This is a genomic window from Pseudocitrobacter sp. RIT415 (assembly GCF_003057695.2).
Classification (GTDB): Bacteria; Pseudomonadota; Gammaproteobacteria; order Enterobacterales; family Enterobacteriaceae; genus Pseudocitrobacter; species Pseudocitrobacter faecalis.
In genome coordinates, this window is the sequence record NZ_QBJC02000004.1 from 263,090 (window position 1) to 284,548 (window position 21,459).

A 21,459-nucleotide genomic window follows, 5' to 3' on the forward strand; every position below is an offset into this window, starting at 1 on the left:
ATTTACAAGCTGTGAATTGTCGTGTCGTTTAGCGACGAGTTGTATACGCTGAGAAGTCACGGTGGTGGATTATTTAATAATATTAATGTATTCCTGCAGGGCGAAGTGAAAACTAAATACAATTAGTTTTATTATACGCGTATTTTATCAACGTATTGTATTGAAGATGGCGCTCGGACAAGATTAACGCGTTAAACATATTTGGTTTTGGGAAATGATATGAAACTGCCCGACGCGGGGGCTATCGGGCAGGGAAATGGATGTGTGAAGCCATTATTTATAAATAGTCGCTGTACCAAACATCTTGTTATTGCCGCTTGCGGATTCAACCACGAACCCTTTCGCCCCCTCTTTCTGGGCTTTTTCCGCCAGTTTTGCCTGGAGATCGTCAAGGGAACTGGCGCCGGAGGCAGAGACGGTACCGGCCGGGCGGAGTTGCCCGGTGTTATCACCATCAAGGGGTTGCGGAGCGGCGATGGCAGAGAAGGTAACGACGGCAAACGCGCCTGCGACAAGCAGGGCGAGACACTTCTTCATAAGTACATCCTCCAGTTACGACGGGGTAACTCTGTAAGTGTAGGCGGTGGTGAAGAGGCGTTATCCGCAAAAAATCGCGCAAGACAGGTGGCTTTTTTGAATGAATTAAGTTGACGAAATACTGACAAATCAGCCACATACAAGTGGCTGATTTTAAAGCTATCGGCGAGCGTCCGGGCGGATGAGATCGAAACGATGTGCTTCATCGATGGTGTAGTAGGCGGATGGGCCGCCGGCCCGCAGCACCGGTTTTGCCCGGGCAGTTTGATAGATGCCCTCCTCGAGCAGAGACTCATCGATATGAATCCCAACCACTTCGCCCAGCACCAGCCAGGTATCAATGGCAGTGCCGTCGGCTGAGGTGAGCTGAATGCATTGCGATAAGCGACACTCGAAATTGACCGGGCTCTCCGCCACGCGTGGGGCATCAACCAGGCGACTGGGGGCGGCGGTTAAGCCTGCGCGAACAAATTCATCCTCCCCGTGCGGCAACGTCGCGGAGGTTTCATTCATCGCGATGGCGAGATCCTGCGTGGTCAGGTTCCAGACGAACTGTTTGGTTTCCATGATATTCTGCACGCTATCTTTCCAGCCACTACTGGCAAAGCCGATAACGGGCGGACGATAGTTAAAGCAGTTGAAAAAGCTGTAGGGCGCGAGATTACGTTTTCCCTGCGCATCCTGCGAGGATATCCAGCCGATTGGGCGCGGCCCGACAATGGCGTTTAGCGGGTCATGCGGCAGCCCATGTCCCTGTGAGGGTTCGTAGAAATACATAGCGTACCTGTTATTTACAAAGGTATTCCAGACTCCCTTATTTACCGCGCCGCCGTCAACGGGTATCTTACGCCGCTTAAGACAGGAGAAAGTCATGAATGCCCAAAAACCGGGTCTACACCCGCGTAACCGTCACCATAATCGCTACGATCTTACCGCATTGTGTCAATCGTGCCCGGAACTGGGTGATTTTATCACTCTGAATCCGGCCGGTGAGCAGACCATTAATTTTGCCGATCCGCAGGCGGTGAAGACCCTGAATAAAGCGCTGCTGGCGCATTTTTATGGCGTGAGTGCATGGGATATTCCTGACGGTTTCCTGTGCCCGCCGGTTCCGGGGCGTGCGGATTACATCCACCATCTGGCCGATCTGCTGACCGATGAGAGCGGCAATGTGGTGCAGGGCGCAAATGTGCTGGATATCGGCGTGGGCGCGAACTGTATTTATCCGCTGATTGGCGCGCATGAGTACCGCTGGCGCTTTACCGGCAGCGAAACGCATCCTCAGGCGTTTGCCAGTGCGCAGGCGATTGTCAGCGCTAACCCGTCGCTGACCCGCATGATTCGTTTGCGTCGACAAAAAGACAATGAATCCATGTTCAATGGCATTATCCATAAGAATGAGCAGTACGATGCCACGCTGTGCAACCCGCCGTTCCATGATTCTGCCGCATCTGCACGGGCAGGAAGCGAGCGAAAACGGCGCAATCTTGGCCAGGAGCGAGATGACGCGCTGAACTTTGGCGGTCAGCAGCAGGAGCTGTGGTGCGAAGGCGGCGAAGTGGCATTTATCAAAAAAATGATTGCCGAAAGCCGCGACTACGCGCGTCAGGTGATGTGGTTTACCTCGCTGGTGTCGAAAGGGGAAAACCTGCCGCCACTTTACCGCGCATTGACGGATGTCGGTGCGGTAAAAGTCGTGAAAAAAGAGATGGCCCAGGGGCAGAAGCAGAGTCGCTTCATTGCCTGGACCTTTATGAACGACGAGCAGCGCCGCCGCTTCCTGGCGCGTAAACGTTAAAGCGTCGGTTCAGCAGGCGGCAGTCCCGCGTCCGGCGGGGCTGCGTTGGTGGGGGCTGGTAGCACCTGATACGTCTGCACCGGTGGGCGCACCCCCGCAAGATCAAAGTGTTTTTTCACCATGCTGTCCAGCGCGAAGCGCACCGACCACTGTTTCAGCGGCAGCGTGGTAAAGGTGACGCGCAGCGTAAAGGCGGTATTGGTGAGCCCGACGATCCCGGCAAACGACGGCTCGCCAATAATCAGGCCACGAATATCCTCCATCTGCATGACCTCATCCACCGCATCCTTGAGCGCCTGATTGGCTTTTTCCGTCTCTTCATGCCGGTCAACATCGTAGTTCGCGACCACAGAACCGATCCCGCGTACAAAGTTGGCGAAGGTGGTTATCGATGACCACGGAATAATGTGATACGCCCCGGTATCCTGGCGGACGCCCACAGAACGAATTGACATGCGTTCCACCGTACCCGTGAGCGGCCCAATGGTGACCAGATCGCCGGTATTCATGCCATTCTCAAACTGAATAAACACTCCGGTAATAATATCTTTTACCAGTGTCTGTGCACCGAATGAGATAGCCAGCCCCAGCGCCCCGGCACCCGCCAGCAGCGGTGCAATGTTAACGCCTATCTCAGAGAGCAGGATCATCACCGTAATGGTGCTGATCACCACCGCTAACGCGTTACGGAACAGCGTAAGAAGCGTACGCGTGCGCGCGCTGGGCAGCGGTCGGCCATGAATATCCGAGGCCAGACGGTTCTCAATCAGGCTGGCAAGCACCGTCCAGCCGACGGCGGAGAAGAAGAGAATTAAGGCGATGCGGATAAGCACATCCACCGTTTTCTCACCCGCTCCCTGGTGAAGCCAGCTCCAGAAATCGAATAAGCCCCAGGCGCTGAGCAGCAGCATGACCGCCACACAGACAACCAACGTGCGCGCGGTTTTCAGTGCGCCGGACAGCCAGCCATTAAGCCGCTTTTGCAGTTCCGGGTAATTACGTTGTGTCTCCGGCGACAGGGTGATGGTCTTGGCTATCCAGCGTGACAGGATGCCAGAAATAAAGGCGGCGATGCCCATAATCGCCAGGCTCTTCACTGACGCGCCCATCATAAACTTCAGGCTGTTGCCCGGGTCGAACAGTGAAAAGAAGAACAACACAATGAAGTAAGCGCTCGCCAGCCAGTGCCACACCAGCGCAAAGGCGCGGATGAACAGGCTGAAAAATGCCAGCGAGCGGTCAGCAACCTGTAGTAAGCCGTCGGTAATCGCTTTTTTATTGTGGAAAATCAGATACAACGCCCACAGTGTGATGGACAGCATAATGATGACGTTTGCCATCGCGCCCGCCTGTACGTTGACCTGATTGGAAATAATTGGCACGGCGACAACCAAACCGTAGCCAATCAAACTGCTCAGTGCGCTGAGGCGTAAGTTCCAGTAATGCGCAGTTTCATCGGTGATTGCAAAGGGACGAAGATCCGGCACGCGCGGGCAGAAAATCAGACGCAATAAGGCTTTGAAAAACTCAATCAGTGCAAAAGCGTTGAGGAAAAGGCTCTGCTGGAAAGCGATGGTGCTGTTGCCGCCATTTAAATTGTCGCTCAGTAGCTGGCCAATAAACAGCGTCAGCGCCAGTAGCAGTAAGTCGATAATTAGTGCACCGGTAATCATCGCCGGAAGCTGCAACCAGTTACTGCGGTCACGGTTCTTGTGCCGCCCCCAGCGCCCCATTTTGCGATACAGCGGCAGGGCGCACAGACGTACCAGGCCATAAAAAGCAAAGACCAGCGCTGCCAGCATCAGAAAATGGGTCACGGCATTGAAGAAGGTCGCGGTGTGAAACGGTTTGTGCGGTGCGGTAGAGATGTTGCGCCATAGCTGGGCGAAGCGGGTAGCGAACTCGCCGCCGTAGTGACGCGTCACATCCGTAACGTTTTCCAGTACCGTTTTTTCCTCTTTCACTTCCGGAGGCGTGAGGGTGAGCGCGGTTTCCGGGGGCGGTGTGGCTGCGGCTTGTCGAAGCTGCTCAATCAGTTCTTTACGCGATGTGTCGTTTTCCAGCACATCGGCAAGCGCAGAATAGGCCGCTTTTTTCTGCGCGGCATCGGGTTCGCTGGCCGCAGTGTCGCTGGGCGTTGATGTGACGCCGGGGATGGTCACTGCATGCAGCGGCGTGCTAATAAGGGCGAGCAAAAACAGCAGGATGTATGGCACGAGTCCCTCCGAAAGCAACAATCACAAAGGGTTAAGTATAGATTGCGAGGAGAAGGGGGAAGGATTTTGGGAGAAATACCGGGACTCGGTGCGCGTTGTTGCCCTCCTCCCGACCCTCTCCCACGGGGAGAGGGAGAATAATCGCCCCGGCCTCACCGCTTGCACGGACAGTTCCCTCTCCCTTGAGGGAGAGGGCCAGGGTGAGGGGGATAATTACGATACGTGCTGCAAAAACTCCTGCAAACGCTGGCTCGGCGGGTTTTTTACCAGTGTCTGCGGGTCGCCATCTTCCGCAATACGGCCTTTATCGATAAAGATCAGCCGCGACGCGACTTTCTCGGCAAAGCCAATCTCATGGGTCACGATAACCATCGTCATGCCTTCTTCGGCCAGATCCTGCATCACTTTTAGTACTTCATGACGCAATTCCGGGTCAAGCGCAGAGGTTGGTTCATCGAACAGCATCATCTTTGGTTTTACCGCCAGTGCACGGGCGATTGCCACGCGCTGCTGCTGGCCGCCGGAGAGTTCAGACGGGTAATGATGCGCGCGTTCCGCGAGGCCCACTTTCGCCAGCAACTCTTTCGCCAGTTTTTCCGCATCTGCCTTTTGCGTACCGCGTACGCGCAGCGGGCCGAACATCACATTCTCCAGCGCCGTGAGATGCGGGAAGAGGTAGAACTGCTGGAACACCATGCCGGCTTCCTGACGAATCAGGCGTTCATCCACTTTCGGATCGTTGACCTTCAGTCCATCGACAATCAAATCGCCGCTGGTGATCTCTTCAAGCTTATTTATGCAGCGCAGCAGGGTGGATTTACCGGAACCGGATGGCCCGATGATCACCACGACTTCGCCCTGTTTCACGTTGAGATCGATATTGTGCAGCACCTGGGTTTTGCCAAAGTGCTTGGAAACGTTTTTAAATTCAATCACAGGATTTTCATCCTTCTTTCAAGAATGCGAAGCACGATGTTCAGCACCTGAGTAATGATCAGGTAGATAACGCCGACGGCGGTCCAGATCTCCAGCGCGCGGAAGTTACCGGCGATAATTTCCTGGCCGCTGCGGGTCAATTCGGCAGCGCCGATAACGATAAACAGCGAGGTGTCTTTGATACTGATAATCAGCTGGTTACCCAACGCTGGCAGCATACGACGGAGCGCCAGCGGCATAATCACATGGCGAATGGTTTCGCGACGAGACAGCCCCAGCGCCAGCCCGGCTTCACTGAAGCCTTTGTGAATCGAGAGAACTGAACCTCGGGTGATTTCCGCAATATAGGCACCGGAGTTGATCATGATGGTGATCACGGCGGCGGTGAAGGTATCGATGCGGATGTCCGGGAAGGCCATCGGCAGGGCGAAGTAGATATACATCACCTGCACGACGATGGGCGTGCCGCGAATCACTTCGATAAAAACAAGGGCAATGTGGTTTGAAATCCAGCCGCCATAGGTTCGTGCTAAACCGGCCAACAGACCGATAACAATACCTCCGGCGAGGCCAAGGATCGAAATCCACAGAGTCATTTTGGCGCCATCCAGCAAAATTGGAATGGCCGGCCAGATGACGCTCCAGTCAAACTGCATAATGTGTTCCTGTTACCGTGGTGGAAGAACAATAGCCCACTAAAAGGGTGTGCTAAAAAACGTGCCCGGTGCGCAGTGCGCAACCGGGCACGATAATCTCAGTCAATCTTATTTAGGCTCAGTACCGAACCATTTTTTGTAGATTTCGTTATAAGTGCCGTTTTCGCGCAGGGTTTTCAGCGCGCCGTTCACTTTTTCACGCAACTCATCGTTGCCTTTGGAGAAGGCAATGCCGTAGTCCTGCGCTTCCAGTGAATCACCTACCGCTTTAAACTGGCCGTTGCCTGCGGTTTTGATGAAATAGAGAATATTCGGGGTATCGTGCAGCACGGCGTCAGCACGGTTGGTGCCGAGTTCCATGTACGCGTTATCGATATTCGGGAACTGGCGCAGATCTTTAGTTTTGATATTGGCTTTTGCGTAATCCACGGAGCCGGTACCGCTCTTCACGGCAACCACTTTTCCGTCCAGATCCTTCACGCTTTTCACGTCATTGTTGTTGGCTTTCACCATCACCAGCAGGCCGCTTTTGTAGTAACCGTCAGAGAAATCGACCGCTTTTTTGCGTTCTTCTGTGATAGTGATCCCGGCCAGCGCCAGGTCAACGTTTTTAGTTTGCAGCGCCGGGATGATGCCGCTGAAATCCATTGGTTTCAGGGTGTAGTCCAGCTTCAACTCTTTAGCGACAGCGGCCCACAGGTCAACGTCGAACCCCACGTATTTATCACCCTGTTTGAACTCAAACGGAACGAACGCCGTATCGGTTGCCACAATCAGTTTCTTCTCAGCAGCCTGAGAGGAAACGGCAAATGCCAGGGTAAGTGCAGCCAGGGAAACTTTAAACAGAGACTTCATAACATTTCCTTTTATATCCACGGGGCAATCCCCTGCGAGAACGTACGAGTTATGAAAAAATCATGCCAAGTTTTCAACTTATTGTTTTATAACAAAAGTTGAAGACAGTGATGCACGATTTCGGCGATCGTCAGGCCTGATTGCACCATAATGGGGCTTTGCTATGGTGCAGCGTGACGGGTTCACGATTCATGCTGTTTTTTAACGCAAGTGACGGTGACAAAACAATCTTTTATTAACGATTGTGTGAGGTGATTATTACAAATAGTTTACTTTGGCGAGAGACTTTAACAGGAAGGCGCACCCGGATGGTGCAACCCCCTCATCAGGGTGATGAGAGGGTCATAAGAATAACCTATGATTATTCAATGTTAGCTTCGATAAACCACAGGAATTTATCCAGGTCACGTGAAGCCGCGGTGAAGATATCCGCAGTGTCTTCATCCTTCGCTTCTTCAATCGCTTTACGCACGTCATTAGCGACGATAGCGTAACGGTCAGCCAGTTCTTTCAGGTGATCCTGAACGGTGTGGATGTCCAGCGGATAGCTTTTCAGCGGGGTTTTGCTGTTGATGACCTGCGTTGTTCCCAGTGCCACGCCGCCCAGCTGCACAGCACGTTCAGCCATAGTATCCAGGTGATCGGTCAGCGCAGTCCTGAAGCCATCCAACATTTCATGAACGGCAATAAAGTTAGCTCCGCGCATATTCCAGTGGGCCTGTTTGGTAATCAGAGACAGGTCAATGAACTGGATCACCTGGCGATTCAGCAACTCGACAGTGGCTTTTTTCTCGCTGTCAGCGACATCGTTGCGGGTATAAAGCAGATTGGATGCTTTTGATTTGACCAGTTTAGCGGTACTCATAATCTCATATCCTCTTGATGTTTTGCGTTCCAGTATTAACTGGCAATAAGTATAGCACCGAGTTCCGGATAGAAAATTCTGACTCTGCCTATCGGTCTAATAGCGACATTAAGCTTTAACTCACATCTACTTTCTGAATTTTTGTATCGCGCCGCATTGTCAGCGTAGACCCCATCGACGCGGCAATAATGGCGGCCAGCGCTAAAGTTTGCGTGCCCGTCAGCGTCTCGCCGAGGAAGATCATGCCTGAAATGGCGGCGAGGCCAGGTTCGAGGCTCATCAGTGTGCCGAAGGTGCGTGTTGGCAAGCGAGTCAGGGCCAGCATTTCGAGTGAATAGGGTAGGGCCGTTGAGAGCACAGCAATGGCCAGGCCGATCGGCAGAATTGACCAGTGCCAGCTCACATCAACAGACTGTAATACCCCAAGCGGCACAAAAATCACTGCCGCAATTAATGAACCCATCGCCACCGTCGCCGGGCCATGCTCCGCGCCGGCACGTTGGCCGCTCAGAATATAGATGGCCCAGCCTGCGCCTGCCCCCAGTGCCAGCAGGGCGCCAGTGAGATCGACGTGCGCCACGTCCTGGCCCAGCGGTAGAAGGAACCAAAGGCCAAGCACGGCAAGGATAACCCAGATAAAGTCCACCGCGCGGCGAGAGGCGAACAGCGCGACGGCCAGCGGCCCGGTGAACTCCAGGGCAACGGCAATCCCCAGTGGAATACGCTGAATAGAGAGATAGAACATGTAGTTCATCGCCCCCAGCGACAGGCCATATAAAAGTAGCGGCAGACGCTGCTCTTTTGCAAAACGCAGTCGCCACGGCTTAAAGATGATAACCAGAATCAGCGTGCCAAGCGCCAGACGCAGGGCGGTGACACCCGGCGCGCCAATCAATGGAAACAGTGACTTAGCGAGCGATGCACCGCTCTGAATGGAAAGCATCGACACGATGAGAACCAACACGGGCATCCATGCGGGAGATTTACGGAGCAAACCAGACATCTTTTTCCTGTCAATTTGTGTCAAACGGAGTAAAAAAAGCAGTGTAAATGAAATACCAGGCTACGGTTGAGGAATTGTTGAAAAAAAATCGCCCGCGAACCGTTAGAATGTCCTTAGTCGATGGATTATTAATCTGTCAAACTAGGAATTATCTGGAATATTGTGATGAAATCACTGTGTGATACTAGTCTGGTATTTCGGGAAAACCTGTGATGTTTGAATGAGATAACCAAGCCCGGAAATTTTTAGTTACATCAAAGGAAGGTTTAGACATCACAAGTTCGAAAGAGTTTCCTAACAATTTTTGATATATTTAAAACTTACGGATTTACTTGAAGCACATTTGAGGTGGTTATGAAAAAAATTGCATGTCTTTCAGCACTGGCCGCTGTTCTGGCTGTATCCGCAGGTACTGCAGTAGCTGCAACTTCTACCGTTACTGGCGGTTACGCTCAGAGCGATATGCAGGGCGTTGCTAACAAAGCTAACGGTTTCAACCTGAAATACCGCTATGAAATGGACGACCAACCGCTGGGCGTTATCGGTTCCTTTACTTACACCGAAAAAGACCGTAGCTCCAGCGACAACAACTACCATAAATCACAGTACTACGGCATCACCGCAGGTCCTGCTTACCGTCTGAACGACTGGGCAAGCATCTACGGCGTAGTAGGTGTTGGTTACGGTAAATTCCAGACTGCTGATCTGCCGAACAAACACGACACCAGCGACTACGGTTTCTCTTACGGTGCGGGCCTGCAGTTCAACCCGATCGAAAACGTTGCTCTGGACTTCTCTTATGAGCAGTCTCGTATTCGTAGCGTTGACGTTGGCACCTGGATTGCCGGTGTTGGTTACCGCTTCTAATCACTTCGGTGATATGAAAAATCCGCCCTTGTGGCGGATTTTTTTTGCCTGTATTTTGCCGGAGGTGCTGCGCTTGCCCGGCTACAACTGTATCGATTCGTAGGCCTGATAAGCGAAGCGCCATCCGGCGTGTTTTAACGACTCTTCGTCGTAAACAGATCCGTACCCAGATGGTTGTAATCTACCTTCTGGAGCTGGAAGTTGGTGATGTACACCGGCCCGGCTTTCTGTTCAGAGATAAAACGATAGCGCTGGCTAATTTCTTTCGCTTTGATGCCCGTCCACTGGGCGAAGAAACCGAGGAAATCGTTCGCCGAACGTCGCGCTTTAATCACCTTATGCGCTTTGTCATCACTCGACAGCACCATAAAGGGCACCTGGAAGTTCTGCTGGAACTTATCGTCGTGTGCCAGATACTGCACCTCTTTGCCGCGCTCTTTAAATGCCAGCCCGTGATCGGAGAAGTACACCAGCGAGAAGCTGTCGCCGCTGTTGCGTAGCTGATCGTAAAGCTGGCGCAGCAGATCGTCGGTTTGCGTCATGGTGTAGAGATAGCAGGAGGTCTCTTTCGATTGCACAAAGACGTCGTATTTTCCGTGTGTGCGGTCGCAGGCCTGCGGATGAGAACCCATCAAATGCAGCACAATAAGCTGCGGCTGTGTACGCTGCGACGCGAAGACCTGTGCGGTCATTTTCAGCAGCGCCGTGTCCTGGGTGTTCTTATCGGCTTCAAAATCGCCGCTTTTGAGGAACTGCACTTCATCTGCCCGTTTCGCGATGCTGGCGATGGCGGTGTCGTATTCACCGATTTGCCCCTGGTTTGAGAACCACCAGGTCTGGAAACCTGCACGGTTAGCCAGGGTAACAAAATTATCCTGATACTGCGGTTTGCCATCGACGACGCGGTTAAGGGTCAGCCCCAGCGATTTCTGCGTTGAACCGCTGGCGGCAATATAATCGTTAAACAGATAGCCATTCACCGAACTGGCAAACGGTGTGTTGTCCCAATGGCCGCCAAACGCGCCCATAGCATCGCGACGCGCGCTCTCGCCAATCACCACCACATAGGTGTGATATTTCGGCTTCACGGCTGTCACCGTCCAGGTATCTTTCATTTGCGCGAACTGTGCCATCCGCTGCTGTTCGTCAATCACCTCGTTATTGTTAACGATGACATCCTTCACAAAGCGAAATGCCGGGTAGCCGGTATCTTTAAGTTTAAAAACGCCGCCCCATGCCAGGTTTTGAATCGGCTGCACGAAAAAGGTGCCGACGCTGAATAGCAGACACAGGGTTTCCATTTTACCCCAGCGTTTTACCGGGCTGGCCTTGCGGCGCACGGCAATCACACCCAGCGCAAAAATGAATAACGCCACCAGATAGCTGTACCATGGGAAGATGGTAAACATTTCGGTGGATTCTTCGACATTCGTCGAATGCAGCGCCAACAGAGTATTAAAGTTCGGCGCGCCGTAGGCCTGGCTGAACGGGAAATAGAGCGCCGCCACCAGTGAATAAAGACCCAATACAGTTTTCTGTACTTTCGGCGCGGCTCGCCACAATAAATGGAGCACGCAGGTAAAGGCCACCGCATACAACAGGCTGAAGGGGTAACCCAGCGCCAGGTTGATCAGCAGTGATTGCAGGAAATAGAGGCCCGTCCACGGACTCAGCGTAATTCCACGGGCGGCGAGAGTTTCTTTCAGCGTGACATTCATAAATCGCAACTATAAAAACGCCATGTGCGTCCCCTGGCGTCAAGGGGCTTTTTGCCGGACATTATTGCGTAAAGAGAAGGGTAAGCTTCGCATCTGCGAGCCGCAAAAGTGCAGGGCCGCACGAAGATAAAGCGCACGCTGTTTTTGGTCAACTACCCATAACAAAATGTTTTGCGAAGATGATTACAAAAGCGGAAGAAATGTGGGGTTTTGCTCATGACGAGCGAGTCAGTCAGAAAAATGACTCAAAAAAATGAAGCGGCGTACCGCGACGCCGCATTAGTGTGATTTGTTGTCCTGCTGCGGTTTGCTGTTAATCATATCGCACAGCATGTTAACCAGCATTAAGCGGACTTTAAAAGGAGAGTGACTAAACACGCGTAAACACCTCTTGAATTCGTTCATGTTAACCTCCTGCTTTTGCGCTCGTCGTTCCGTGATGAGTGATTGCATTACATACAGATATAGCACAGGCTATATTTTATAGCTATGGCTAAACGTTAAATTTTTGTACTCAGAGCACGATCCATTACAATGGAGACAATTTTTAAGATGCTTTGACGCGTCACACCGATGAGGAAGTGTTATGAACCGCCGCGCAGGTAAGCCAACAACAAAAAAAGTGACGCAGCTGGTGAATGTGGAAGAACACGTTGAAGGGTTTCGTCAGGTGCGGGAAGCGCACCGTCGTGAGCTGATTGATGACTACGTTGAGCTGATTTCCGATTTGATCCGTGAAGTGGGTGAGGCGCGTCAGGTGGATATGGCCGCGCGGTTGGGTGTGTCACAACCAACTGTGGCGAAAATGTTAAAACGCCTGGCGGGTGTAGGGTTGATTGAGCAGATCCCCTGGCGCGGGGTGTTTTTGACTCCTGAAGGTGAGAAGCTGGCGCAGGAGAGCCGCGAGCGTCATCAGGTCGTTGAGAGCTTTTTACTGGCGCTGGGCGTCAGCCAGGATACTGCCCGCCGCGATGCCGAAGGCATTGAACATCATGTCAGCGAAGAGACGCTGGACATGTTCCGACAGTTTACCGAAAAACATGGGCAGTACATTGAATGACACCTCCTTTTATTCGGTCGCTGGCGCGCGATCGTTTTCTGCACCTGCTGCTGCTCATTGGCGTCATCCTGACTTTTCTGGTTCCGTTTGCCCCGGCGCGTTGGCCTGCGGCGATTGACTGGCACACCATTATTACCCTGAGCGGGTTAATGCTGCTCACCAAAGGCGTTGAGCAGAGCGGTTATTTTGACGTGCTCGGGCGTAAGATGGCGCGTCGTTTTGTTACCGAGCGACAGCTGGCTGTCTTTATGGTGCTGGCGGCCGCGTTGCTATCGACCTTTCTGACCAACGATGTGGCGCTGTTTATCATTGTGCCGCTCACCCTGACGCTGAAAAAGTGGTGCGCCATTCCGGTTAACCGGTTGATTATTTTCGAGGCGCTGGCGGTGAACGCCGGTTCACTGCTGACGCCTATCGGCAATCCGCAGAACATTTTGCTGTGGGGCCGCTCCGGCCTGAGCTTCCCGGCCTTTACGTTGCAAATGTTGCCGCTGGCGCTGGCGATGATGGCAACGCTGCTCGTGCTTTGCTGGTTCTGCTTCCCGGCGAAAAAACTGCATTTTCAAAGTAGCGACGCCTCACCGTCATGGCGGCCAAAGCTTGTGTGGAGTTGCCTGGCCTTCTATCTGGTTTTCCTCGCAGCACTGGAGATAAAACTCGAACTGTGGGGGCTGGTGTGCGTGGCGGCGGGTTTTCTGTTGCTTGAGCGGCGTGTGGTTTACAGCGTCGACTGGACGCTGCTGCTGGTCTTTATGGCGATGTTTATTGATGTGCATCTGCTTACGCAACTGCCTGCTTTGCAGCATTCGCTGCATGGTGTCGGGCAACTGTCGGACGGTTCTTTATGGCTCACGGCGATCGGTCTTTCGCAGGTAATCAGCAACGTGCCGTCAACGATTTTGCTGCTTAATTATGTGCCGCCTTCCATTCTGCTTGCCTGGGCGGTGAACGTTGGTGGTTTTGGATTGCTGCCCGGGTCGCTTGCCAACCTGATTGCGCTACGCATGGCGAACGATCGCCGTATCTGGTGGCGTTTCCATCTCTATTCTCTGCCCATGCTGGTATGGGCGGCGTTGGTCGGTTACGGCTTGCTCCATCTTCTCGGTCAACGTTGATTTTCGGACAGGCTCACAAAACGTGAGCCTTTTCGTTGCGTCCTGTACCGCTTTCTAATATGACTAGTCATATATATTATTTGACTAGTCATATTTTTGAGGGCGTCATGATAAACAAACTGCCAGCTGATTTTCTTTGGGGAAACTCCGTTTCCAGCATGCAAACCGAAGGCGCATGGAACGAGGGCGGTAAGGGGATGTCGGTGTATGACATTCGCGAGCCGAAAGAGAATGCCTCGGACTGGAAGGTCGCGACCGATAGCTACCACCGCTTCGAAGAGGATTTTGATTTAATGCAGGATCTGGGCATGAACTGTTACCGCTTCCAGATTGCCTGGAGTCGCGTTTGCCCGGATGGCGATGGTGAGTTTAATGAAGAAGGTATCGCGTTTTATCAACGCTTTATCGATGGGCTTCTGGCGCGCGGCATCGCGCCGATGATTTGCCTCTATCACTTTGACATGCCGCTGGCGCTGGCGAAAAAATATAACGGCTTTACCGACCGTCGGGTGATGGAGGCGTTCATCCGCTACGGCAAAAAAATGATCGACTGCTTTGGCGACCAGGTGACCTGGTGGCTCACCTTTAATGAACAGAATCTTTACCATATGCCTGAAGCGTTTTTGATTTCGGGTTATATGCAGGGCGAGAAAACGTTACGGGAGCTTTACCAAATCCAGCACCACGTGATGATGGCGCACGCGCATCTCACCCACTATCTGCATGAAACCAAACCAGGAAAGCTGATGGGCGGCATGCTGGCGCACGCCCAGGTGTACCCTGCAACCTGCAAACCGCGCGATGTGTTTTGTGCCCGTCAGCTCGACGAATATTTCAATCAGAATCTGTTACGTGCGTTTGCGGGGCAGGGTTACAGCCCGGAAGTGATGGCGTTTGTCGAGCGTGAAGGTCTGGGGGACATTTATCACGATGAAGATCTCGCGGCGCTTTCGACGCTCAAAAATGATTATATGGCCTTTAGCTACTATGCGAGCCGCACGTTGAGTAGCGATCCCATTCCGGAAGGCACCGCCGTCAATCACTATATGCTCTTTGGCGATACACCAAACCCCCACCTGAAAGCCACGGAATGGAACTGGCAAATCGATCCCCTCGGATTTCGGAGTATCATTACGCGCTACTATAACGACTGGCGTCTCCCGGTCTTCCCGATTGAGAACGGCATCGGGGTGATTGAATCCTGGGACGGCGAAACACCCGTCGCTGATGATTACCGCATCGCCTATCATCGCGATCATATCAACGCCATGAAAGAGGCCATTTTTGAGGATGGCGCACAGGTGATAGGCTATCTGGGGTGGGGGTTAATTGATATTCTCAGCTCTCAGGGCGACATGCGTAAGCGTTATGGCGTGGTGTATGTGAACCGTGAAAACCATGATTTGAAGGATTTGCGCCGCGTGCCGAAGAAAAGCTATGCGTGGTTGAAGCGGGTGATCCACAGCAACGGCGAAGAGATGTAACACCAAAAAAGGAGTGGAAGATGGCGGCGAAGTACCTCTCCATCGCGCAGGAAATTAAGCAGCGCATTTTAAGTCAGCGTTATCCGGCGACGGAGCCGTTGCCCGATCAACTGGCGCTGGCGGCTGAGTTCAAGACCAGCCGCATGACGATTCAGCAGGCGATGCGCCAGCTGATAGTTGAAGGTATGATTTACGCGCGTCAGGGGCAGGGGACGTTTGTGCGCAAAAACTTCCGCCAGCTTTCGCAGTGGGATGTCTCGGGCAGTGACTACTTTGGCGCAACCGAAACCTGGCGGCACCTTGGCGAGGTGACAAGCCAGGTGATTGCCTTTGAGGTGCGGTTCCCGGATGAAAACGAGCAGGCCTCGTTGCTGATTAACGCCGACGCGCCGGTATACGATTTTATTCGGTTGCGCTTGGTTAACGGTGAACCGATTTCACTGGATATGACAGTAATGCCGGTATCTTTGGTGCCGGGGCTGAATAAATCACATCTCGAAAGTTCGGTATTCCGCTACGTGCGGGAAACGCTGGGCTTAAAGATGATGGGTTCCTATCGCGTAGTGCGAGCCTGTAAGCCGGATGCGCGCGACAGAGAGTATCTCAACTGCGATGAGACCGACCCGGTACTGGAACTGGAGCAGGTTATTTATCTGGAAGACGGTACGCCGCTGGAGTACGCGCACTGCCATTATCGTTACGACCACGGCGGGTTTGTGATGGTGAATAATGGGTGATAGTTGTGCGCTGATGCCCTCACCCCGGCCCTCTCCCACAGGGAGAGGGAGAAAAGCGGGCACGAACGGTCCCCTCTCCCTGTGGGAGAGGGTTAGGGTGAGGGAAAAAAAACGCACTAACCCCAAAAAAAATGGCGAAGCATCCGCTTCGCCATTTTTGTATCTGAACCTAATCAGTTCAGACGAATCGGGATACCCGCACGGCTCTGAATCGCCTGATTCAGCACATCCTGGTCTACATCAGACTGAGAGGTCACTTTCTGCACCGCAGAATTCAGCGTTACCGGAACAATTTCACCGCCTTCAAACTGTGCTTCGGTCACGGACAGCGGGTTGTGTACTTCGATAAAGCGGCTGCCATCTGGTTCCGTGGTCGCTTTCACAGGTTCATCGATAAACTGTACGCGGGTACCGACCGGCACGCTCTCGAACAGGAATTTGATGTCTTCGTTACGCAGACGCACACAACCGTGGCTCACGCGCAGACCGATACCAAAGTTGGCGTTGGTACCATGAATGGCGTACAGGCGGCCGATGTACAGCGCGTACAGTCCCATCGGGTTATCCGGGCCAGCCGGAACCACGGCCGGCAGCGGGTTACCCGCCGCGCGATATTCCGCGTGCATTTTCGCTGTCGGTGTCCAGGTCGGGCCCGCTTTCTTACGTTCTACTTTGGTCGTCCAGTTAATCGGGGTGTCTTTTCCTAACTGGCCAATACCGATTGGCAGCACGATGACCGTGTTAGTGCCTTTTGGGTAGTAGTACAGACGCATTTCCGCGCTGTTGATGATAATGCCTTCATGTACGGTATCCGGCAGAATCAGTTGCTGCGGAATAGTGAGCACAGTGCCGCCTTTCGGCAGATACGTATCCACGCCCGGGTTAGCTTCCAGCATATTGGAAAGACCCATCTGATACTGCGCCGCAAAGTATTCCAGCGGCTGCTTATTGTTCTCAGGGATGGTGATCACCTGATTCTGACCAATGACACGACTACCATCCGTCGGCAACGGATATGTCACTGCGGAAGCGGTTTTACAGAAGCCAACGACTGCAAGCGCCGCAGCGAAAAGTGTTGTTAATTTCATGTTCATGTTGTTCGAGATATCAGTGCCACTCAGGCTGTGGTTGGAAAATCGGATGTATGATGGAAGCGCATTATATGTGCATTCCCGGCAACAGGGAATTCAGATGTGTACGAAATCACATTTTTTTCACTTAGGTGACAGTTTAGCCCGTTACGAAGGCGGGCGATTTTAATTCGGAATTGTGGCATAATAGGCGGTTTGTCACATTCCTCAGGATACTTCCGTGTTAGTTACCAGCAACGTTACCATGCAGTTTGGCAGTAAGCCGCTGTTCGAAAACATCTCCGTCAAATTTGGCGGCGGCAACCGTTACGGCCTGATTGGCGCTAACGGGAGCGGCAAATCCACCTTTATGAAAATCCTCGGCGGCGATCTTGAACCGACGCTCGGCAACGTCTCTCTCGACCCGAACGAACGCATCGGTAAGCTGCGTCAGGATCAGTTCGCCTTCGAAGAGTTCAGCGTGCTGGATACAGTCATCATGGGGCACGGTGAGCTGTGGGAAGTTAAACAAGAGCGCGATCGCATCTACTCACTGCCCGAAATGAGCGAAGAAGACGGCTATAAAGTGGCCGATCTTGAAGTGAAATACGGCGAAATGGACGGCTATTCCGCTGAAGCGCGCGCCGGTGAACTGCTGCTGGGCGTGGGTATTCCGCTGGAACAGCATTACGGCCCGATGAGCGAAGTGGCACCAGGCTGGAAGCTGCGTGTGCTCCTGGCCCAGGCACTGTTCTCTAACCCGGACATTCTGCTGCTCGATGAACCGACCAACAACCTGGACATCGACACCATTCGCTGGCTGGAGCAGGTGCTGAACGAGCGCGACAGCACCATGATCATCATTTCGCACGACCGTCACTTCCTGAACATGGTCTGCACCCACATGGCGGATCTCGACTACGGTGAGCTGCGCGTCTACGCCGGTAACTACGACGAATATATGACTGCCGCCACCCAGGCGCGCGAACGTCTGCTGGCCGACAACGCCAAGAAGAAAGCGCAGATTGCTGACCTGCAATCCTTCGTCAGCCGCTTCAGCGCCAACGCTTCTAAATCTCGCCAGGCAACGTCCCGCGCGCGTCAGATTGACAAAATCAAGCTCGACGAAGTCAAAGCATCGAGCCGCCAGAACCCGTTCATTCGTTTTGAGCAGGATAAAAAGCTGTTCCGCAACGCGCTGGAAGTGGAAGCGCTCAGCAAAGGCTTTGATAACGGCCCGCTGTTTAAAGGCGTTAACCTGCTGCTGGAAGTGGGTGAGAAACTGGCTATTCTCGGCACCAACGGCGTGGGTAAATCTACGCTGATGAAAACCCTGGTCGGCGACTTAACGCCGGATCAAGGCACGGTGAAATGGTCTGAAAACGCACAAATTAGCTACTACGCGCAGGATCATGAATTCGAATTTGAAAATGATCTGACCGTCTTCGAATGGATGAGCCAGTGGAAACAGGAAGGCGATGACGAACAAGCGGTGCGCAGTATTCTGGGTCGTCTGCTGTTCAGCCAGGACGATATCAAGAAACCGGCGAAAGTGCTTTCCGGTGGTGAAAAAGGCCGCATGCTGTTCGGTAAACTGATGATGCAAAAACCGAACGTGCTGGTGATGGATGAACCGACCAACCACCTGGATATGGAATCCATTGAATCCCTGAATATGGCGCTGGAAATGTATCCAGGCACGCTGATCTTCGTTTCTCACGACCGCGAGTTTGTTAGCTCTTTGGCGACGCGTGTAATTGAAATTACGCCGGAGCGCGTCATTGACTTCAGCGGTAATTACGAAGATTACCTGCGTAGCAAAGGTATCGAGTAATAGAATGGCTGGAAGCGCAGATTACGATTTGTGTTTCCAGCCACTTTTTGTTTTTCTTCCCTTTCAACTCTTTTCTTTTATAATAAAAAATTAATTTCACCGCCTTGCTAATTTGTAATAAATTTTACAAAGTGATTTATTCATTAAATATATATCGCATTGCAATTAAATTACTTAATAATATTCTTAATTTAAATGGATGAGTTTTTCTATGGAAAGAAAAAGGGTTCTTAATCTTTTTTATACCCCGCTGTTTCTCTTTATATATGGATTATGGAAATGCTGGCGGGCAAGTGATAATACTGATGATATAGAAGTTATCCAGTTTGGATTAGCCATGCTGGCGCTTCTGTTAAGTCTGGTGGCGATGTTTATTCTGGGAAGCGCGGTTATGGTGTGTAAGGCCAGTGCGCGCACTTCGCGACGTTCCCAGGATGTGCTCATCCAAAAGTTTAATTTCTGCCGACGACTGCTGCCCTTTATGATGGTTGGAGACATTCTTTTTTGCGGCCTCGCGACCGTTGCCTTAGTGCTTTCTGAAATTATCTGGACAATGGGTCACGTAGAGATGAATGGCGGCGGGATAAAATTGCTCTTCGCCATGGTGTTAGCGGTATTTGCCATACTCTGGATGATCATTAAAAGTTTCTTTTCTGTGCGTAAATGCTTTGCCCTGTTTGAGCCTGAAGATTCGCGGGTGATAGGCGTCAATCTGCCAGAAATGCAGGCGCCTGAACTCTGGCAGTGGGTTCGGATCCTTACCTCTCAGGCGCAGCTTACGCCACCAGATAACATTGTCGTGGGGTTTTTTGACTGTTTTTATGTTACGGCTAACCCTGTCCAAATTGAAAAGGGCGAGCGCTTAACGGGGAATACACTCTATTTACCGCTGACGTATCTGTCACTCCTTAATGAAGCGGAGATTGCCGCTGTCGTGGGGCATGAGTTAGGTCACTTTACCGGCGAGGATACGCAGTACAGCTTGCGCTTCGCCCCCCTCTACGCGGGCATGCAAAATAGCCTGCAACAGATGGCCAAAAACATGCAGGATGCCTGGATAGATCGCCTTGTGCTGTATTCCGCCCTGGATATGGCAATGTGGTTTTTACAAACATTCCATGAGACGGTGAACCACTGGAGCCGCCTCCGGGAACTGGCCGCCGATGAAACCGGAGCTCGCGTATCATCCTCTTCGGCCTTCGCCTGCGCATTGCTGAGAATATCGGCGCTGAATGAGCCCGTTGAGCGCTTTCTGGAGGACGTTCTTCGCGGGCGGAAGATCAGTGCCAATTGGACGGAAGGGCTGATCTCTGCGTTACAAAAGCTGGGGCCGCTTGATGTCCTTGCCAGCATCGACAGTGAAATTGCGCATCCCATGGATAGCCATCCCACGACCCGCACGCGTATCACTGCCCTGAATCTTTCCCTCGATGAATCGCTGCTGTCACGCGCCTCTCGTGCCGTTGTACCAGAAGAGAACCTCTTCTTCCCCGCGTTATTCGCGCCCGTTGCCAGCGCATTATCTTGCGAGATATCTCAGGAGATTGAACCATTGCGCGCCGAGATACGCGAGGAAATAGAGGCAGAAGCAGCACTGGCGACAGAAGCTAAAGCTATATGGTCTTCCTCATCGATGGCCTGGACCATGATGATCGTGGGTATTGTGCTGATATTTGGCTGCGGCTATCTGGCCATCTTTCTACACCTTAGCGCGATATGCTGGCTCTTAATGCTGATAGGTGTCCCGCTGGGTATGCTGGGGAACGTGTCATTACAGCGGTCTCGTCAGCCGTTGTTCACATTGACGCCGCAAAGCATTACCAGCATCTATCTTCCGCAGCCACTCCCGCTCGAATTCGTAGAACGTTATGAGGTCGTCGTCATTTCCGGCGTCGCGATGCTCCATCTTTATGTGCGTAATGGCGATAAGCTGAATATCACCACCAAACGCTTTATGCAGATATTCCGTTATGAACCTCAGGAAAGCCGGGTCGTCGTCGTTGTCAGCAGCCCTTGCTGTGAAGAAGAGGGGAAGAAAGTTAAGCTCGATGCTGTAACGCTATCGCAAATCGTGGGGCAATATATTTCATCTGCGCATGCGCGTGCGGAATTGAGTAAAGAGTAGATTTGTTGTTGCTGTGATGCCGGACTGAGTCCGGCAATTTGTTTTAATCTGTTATTAATGATACGCAGACCAGCGAGCGATTGTGATTTCAATGTTATGCGCTTTTGCAAATTTTTCTTGCTCTTTGCTTAACACATCAGCTTGCTGGCTGATTTCCTCAAAAGATTGTGAGAGTTGTTCTTTTTTTATCTGGAATTCATCATCTTTAATATTTTTATCACCGGCCAGTACAGTGAGTGCCTCCAGGCTTTCATCTGATTTAATGACTTGTTCTAAATACTGATATGTTGCGTTTTGGAGATCTCGGGCATCATCGGGTACACCCTTTTTTTCTTCCATTTCATGCCAGATCTTCAGACGGTTCTGAACACCTTTTTTATGGCGAAGCACATTATCATTGTAATCCGCAAGAAACTCGCGCGAGTCATTACTAGATATTTGCGTAATCATGTTTTCAATATCACTGATGGTCGTATTCCACATTGCAATATTTTCGCCAAGATAGGCTTTCGGATCGGGGCCGCATCCCGTCAACCATAAGCATGACAGGCTAATTAATAATATTTTTAGGTATTTCATTAAA

At 52.1% G+C, this 21,459-nt stretch carries 20 protein-coding genes; 8 read left to right on the plus strand and 12 right to left on the minus strand.

The features are described 5' to 3' along the window. Nucleotides 1–273: 273 nt before the first annotated feature. Both mcbA and DBY68_RS06800 read right to left on the minus strand, forming a co-directional pair. The gene (mcbA, locus tag DBY68_RS06795; RefSeq protein WP_108473806.1) at nucleotides 274–537 is read right to left on the minus strand and encodes a DUF1471 family periplasmic protein McbA; all 264 of its coding nucleotides are present in this window, start codon (nucleotides 535–537) and stop codon (nucleotides 274–276) included. 159 nt (nucleotides 538–696) lie between these two features. Then, nucleotides 697–1,314, minus strand: a complete 618-nt coding sequence (locus tag DBY68_RS06800) for a flavin reductase family protein (RefSeq protein ID WP_108473805.1) — start codon at nucleotides 1,312–1,314, stop codon at nucleotides 697–699. A 94-nt stretch (nucleotides 1,315–1,408) separates the two neighbouring features. On the opposite strand from DBY68_RS06800, the gene rlmF reads away from it, so the two are divergent. After that, complete coding sequence (gene rlmF / locus DBY68_RS06805) at nucleotides 1,409–2,335, plus strand: 23S rRNA (adenine(1618)-N(6))-methyltransferase RlmF (RefSeq protein WP_158529104.1); 927 nt, start codon at nucleotides 1,409–1,411, stop codon at nucleotides 2,333–2,335. Here the strand turns inward: rlmF and ybiO are convergent. The 6 genes from ybiO to rhtA all read right to left on the minus strand — a co-directional run bounded on the left by ybiO (nucleotide 2,332) and on the right by rhtA (nucleotide 8,866). Further along, the gene (gene ybiO / locus DBY68_RS06810) at nucleotides 2,332–4,551 is read right to left on the minus strand and encodes a mechanosensitive channel protein (protein WP_108473803.1); all 2,220 of its coding nucleotides are present in this window, start codon (nucleotides 4,549–4,551) and stop codon (nucleotides 2,332–2,334) included. The genes rlmF and ybiO overlap by 4 nt on opposite strands. A gap of 213 nt (nucleotides 4,552–4,764) precedes the next feature. Continuing rightward, nucleotides 4,765–5,487, minus strand: coding sequence for a glutamine ABC transporter ATP-binding protein GlnQ (glnQ, locus tag DBY68_RS06815; protein WP_108473802.1), 723 nt, complete (start codon nucleotides 5,485–5,487; stop codon nucleotides 4,765–4,767). Then, the gene (gene glnP, locus DBY68_RS06820) at nucleotides 5,484–6,143 is read right to left on the minus strand and encodes a glutamine ABC transporter permease GlnP (RefSeq protein WP_108473801.1); all 660 of its coding nucleotides are present in this window, start codon (nucleotides 6,141–6,143) and stop codon (nucleotides 5,484–5,486) included. Before glnP ends, glnQ begins: the two co-directional genes overlap by 4 nt. A 108-nt stretch (nucleotides 6,144–6,251) precedes the next feature. Further along, entirely contained in the window at nucleotides 6,252–6,998 is a 747-nt protein-coding gene (gene glnH / locus DBY68_RS06825) for a glutamine ABC transporter substrate-binding protein GlnH (protein ID WP_108473800.1), read from the minus strand. Nucleotides 6,999–7,359: 361 nt separating this feature from the next. Next, entirely contained in the window at nucleotides 7,360–7,863 is a 504-nt protein-coding gene (dps, locus tag DBY68_RS06830) for a DNA starvation/stationary phase protection protein Dps (RefSeq protein ID WP_108473799.1), read from the minus strand. Between the two features lie 115 nt (nucleotides 7,864–7,978). Further along, nucleotides 7,979–8,866 (minus strand): threonine/homoserine exporter RhtA, encoded by an 888-nt coding sequence (rhtA, locus tag DBY68_RS06835; protein WP_108473798.1) that lies wholly within the window; start codon nucleotides 8,864–8,866, stop codon nucleotides 7,979–7,981. Between the two features lie 354 nt (nucleotides 8,867–9,220). Between rhtA and ompX the strand changes: the two genes are divergently transcribed. Further along, a complete protein-coding gene (gene ompX, locus DBY68_RS06840) occupies nucleotides 9,221–9,733 on the plus strand; it encodes an outer membrane protein OmpX (RefSeq protein ID WP_015965202.1) in 513 nt (170 codons plus the stop codon). Nucleotides 9,734–9,867: 134 nt separating this feature from the next. Here the strand turns inward: ompX and DBY68_RS06845 are convergent, their stop codons facing one another. Both DBY68_RS06845 and mntS read right to left on the minus strand, forming a co-directional pair. Then, nucleotides 9,868–11,451 carry a phosphoethanolamine transferase gene (locus tag DBY68_RS06845; RefSeq protein WP_108473797.1) on the minus strand — a complete coding sequence of 528 codons (1,584 nt, stop codon included), beginning with the start codon at nucleotides 11,449–11,451 and terminating at the stop codon, nucleotides 9,868–9,870. A 279-nt stretch (nucleotides 11,452–11,730) separates the two neighbouring features. Continuing rightward, nucleotides 11,731–11,856 carry a manganase accumulation protein MntS gene (gene mntS / locus DBY68_RS06850; protein WP_108473796.1) on the minus strand — a complete coding sequence of 42 codons (126 nt, stop codon included), beginning with the start codon at nucleotides 11,854–11,856 and terminating at the stop codon, nucleotides 11,731–11,733. Nucleotides 11,857–12,037: 181 nt separating this feature from the next. Here mntS and mntR point away from each other — a divergent pair, with 181 nt between their 5' ends. The 4 genes from mntR to DBY68_RS06870 all read left to right on the plus strand — a co-directional run bounded on the left by mntR (nucleotide 12,038) and on the right by DBY68_RS06870 (nucleotide 15,847). Then, complete coding sequence (gene mntR / locus DBY68_RS06855; RefSeq protein ID WP_108473795.1) at nucleotides 12,038–12,511, plus strand: manganese-binding transcriptional regulator MntR; 474 nt, start codon at nucleotides 12,038–12,040, stop codon at nucleotides 12,509–12,511. Beyond that, the gene (locus DBY68_RS06860; protein ID WP_108473794.1) at nucleotides 12,508–13,626 is read left to right on the plus strand and encodes an anion transporter; all 1,119 of its coding nucleotides are present in this window, start codon (nucleotides 12,508–12,510) and stop codon (nucleotides 13,624–13,626) included. Before mntR ends, DBY68_RS06860 begins: the two co-directional genes overlap by 4 nt. 107 nt (nucleotides 13,627–13,733) lie before the next feature. Continuing rightward, entirely contained in the window at nucleotides 13,734–15,110 is a 1,377-nt protein-coding gene (locus tag DBY68_RS06865; RefSeq protein ID WP_108473793.1) for a glycoside hydrolase family 1 protein, read from the plus strand. A gap of 20 nt (nucleotides 15,111–15,130) precedes the next feature. Next, on the plus strand, nucleotides 15,131–15,847 hold the full coding sequence (locus DBY68_RS06870) for a GntR family transcriptional regulator (protein ID WP_108473792.1): 717 nt from the start codon (nucleotides 15,131–15,133) through the stop codon (nucleotides 15,845–15,847). 173 nt (nucleotides 15,848–16,020) lie between these two features. Here DBY68_RS06870 and ldtB read toward each other — a convergent pair whose 3' ends face one another. Further along, on the minus strand, nucleotides 16,021–16,941 hold the full coding sequence (gene ldtB / locus DBY68_RS06875) for a L,D-transpeptidase (protein ID WP_108473791.1): 921 nt from the start codon (nucleotides 16,939–16,941) through the stop codon (nucleotides 16,021–16,023). 217 nt (nucleotides 16,942–17,158) lie between these two features. Between ldtB and DBY68_RS06880 the strand changes: the two genes are divergently transcribed. Both DBY68_RS06880 and DBY68_RS06885 read left to right on the plus strand, forming a co-directional pair. Next, nucleotides 17,159–18,751 carry an ABC-F family ATPase gene (locus DBY68_RS06880; RefSeq protein WP_108473790.1) on the plus strand — a complete coding sequence of 531 codons (1,593 nt, stop codon included), beginning with the start codon at nucleotides 17,159–17,161 and terminating at the stop codon, nucleotides 18,749–18,751. 337 nt (nucleotides 18,752–19,088) lie between these two features. Continuing rightward, nucleotides 19,089–20,876, plus strand: coding sequence for a M48 family metallopeptidase (locus DBY68_RS06885; protein WP_158529105.1), 1,788 nt, complete (start codon nucleotides 19,089–19,091; stop codon nucleotides 20,874–20,876). 54 nt (nucleotides 20,877–20,930) lie between these two features. Here DBY68_RS06885 and DBY68_RS22890 read toward each other — a convergent pair. Further along, nucleotides 20,931–21,459: hypothetical protein (locus DBY68_RS22890; protein ID WP_158529106.1), on the minus strand; the 529-nt coding region annotated here is incomplete at its 5' end.

Bases quoted from the DNA above. Each gene is read 5' to 3' on its own strand.
- mcbA (WP_108473806.1), bottom strand. From the start codon at position 537: ATGAAGAAGTGTCTCGCCCTGCTTGTCGCAGGCGCGTTTGCCGTCGTT.
- DBY68_RS06800 (WP_108473805.1), bottom strand. From the start codon at position 1,314: ATGTATTTCTACGAACCCTCACAGGGACATGGGCTGCCGCATGACCCG.
- rlmF (WP_158529104.1), top strand. From the start codon at position 1,409: ATGAATGCCCAAAAACCGGGTCTACACCCGCGTAACCGTCACCATAAT.
- glnP (WP_108473801.1), bottom strand. From the start codon at position 6,143: ATGCAGTTTGACTGGAGCGTCATCTGGCCGGCCATTCCAATTTTGCTG.
- glnH (WP_108473800.1), bottom strand. From the start codon at position 6,998: ATGAAGTCTCTGTTTAAAGTTTCCCTGGCTGCACTTACCCTGGCATTT.
- dps (WP_108473799.1), bottom strand. From the start codon at position 7,863: ATGAGTACCGCTAAACTGGTCAAATCAAAAGCATCCAATCTGCTTTAT.
- rhtA (WP_108473798.1), bottom strand. From the start codon at position 8,866: ATGTCTGGTTTGCTCCGTAAATCTCCCGCATGGATGCCCGTGTTGGTT.
- ompX (WP_015965202.1), top strand. From the start codon at position 9,221: ATGAAAAAAATTGCATGTCTTTCAGCACTGGCCGCTGTTCTGGCTGTA.
- DBY68_RS06845 (WP_108473797.1), bottom strand. From the start codon at position 11,451: ATGAATGTCACGCTGAAAGAAACTCTCGCCGCCCGTGGAATTACGCTG.
- mntS (WP_108473796.1), bottom strand. From the start codon at position 11,856: ATGAACGAATTCAAGAGGTGTTTACGCGTGTTTAGTCACTCTCCTTTT.
- mntR (WP_108473795.1), top strand. From the start codon at position 12,038: ATGAACCGCCGCGCAGGTAAGCCAACAACAAAAAAAGTGACGCAGCTG.
- DBY68_RS06860 (WP_108473794.1), top strand. From the start codon at position 12,508: ATGACACCTCCTTTTATTCGGTCGCTGGCGCGCGATCGTTTTCTGCAC.
- DBY68_RS06865 (WP_108473793.1), top strand. From the start codon at position 13,734: ATGATAAACAAACTGCCAGCTGATTTTCTTTGGGGAAACTCCGTTTCC.
- DBY68_RS06870 (WP_108473792.1), top strand. From the start codon at position 15,131: ATGGCGGCGAAGTACCTCTCCATCGCGCAGGAAATTAAGCAGCGCATT.
- ldtB (WP_108473791.1), bottom strand. From the start codon at position 16,941: ATGAACATGAAATTAACAACACTTTTCGCTGCGGCGCTTGCAGTCGTT.
- DBY68_RS06885 (WP_158529105.1), top strand. From the start codon at position 19,089: ATGCTGGCGCTTCTGTTAAGTCTGGTGGCGATGTTTATTCTGGGAAGC.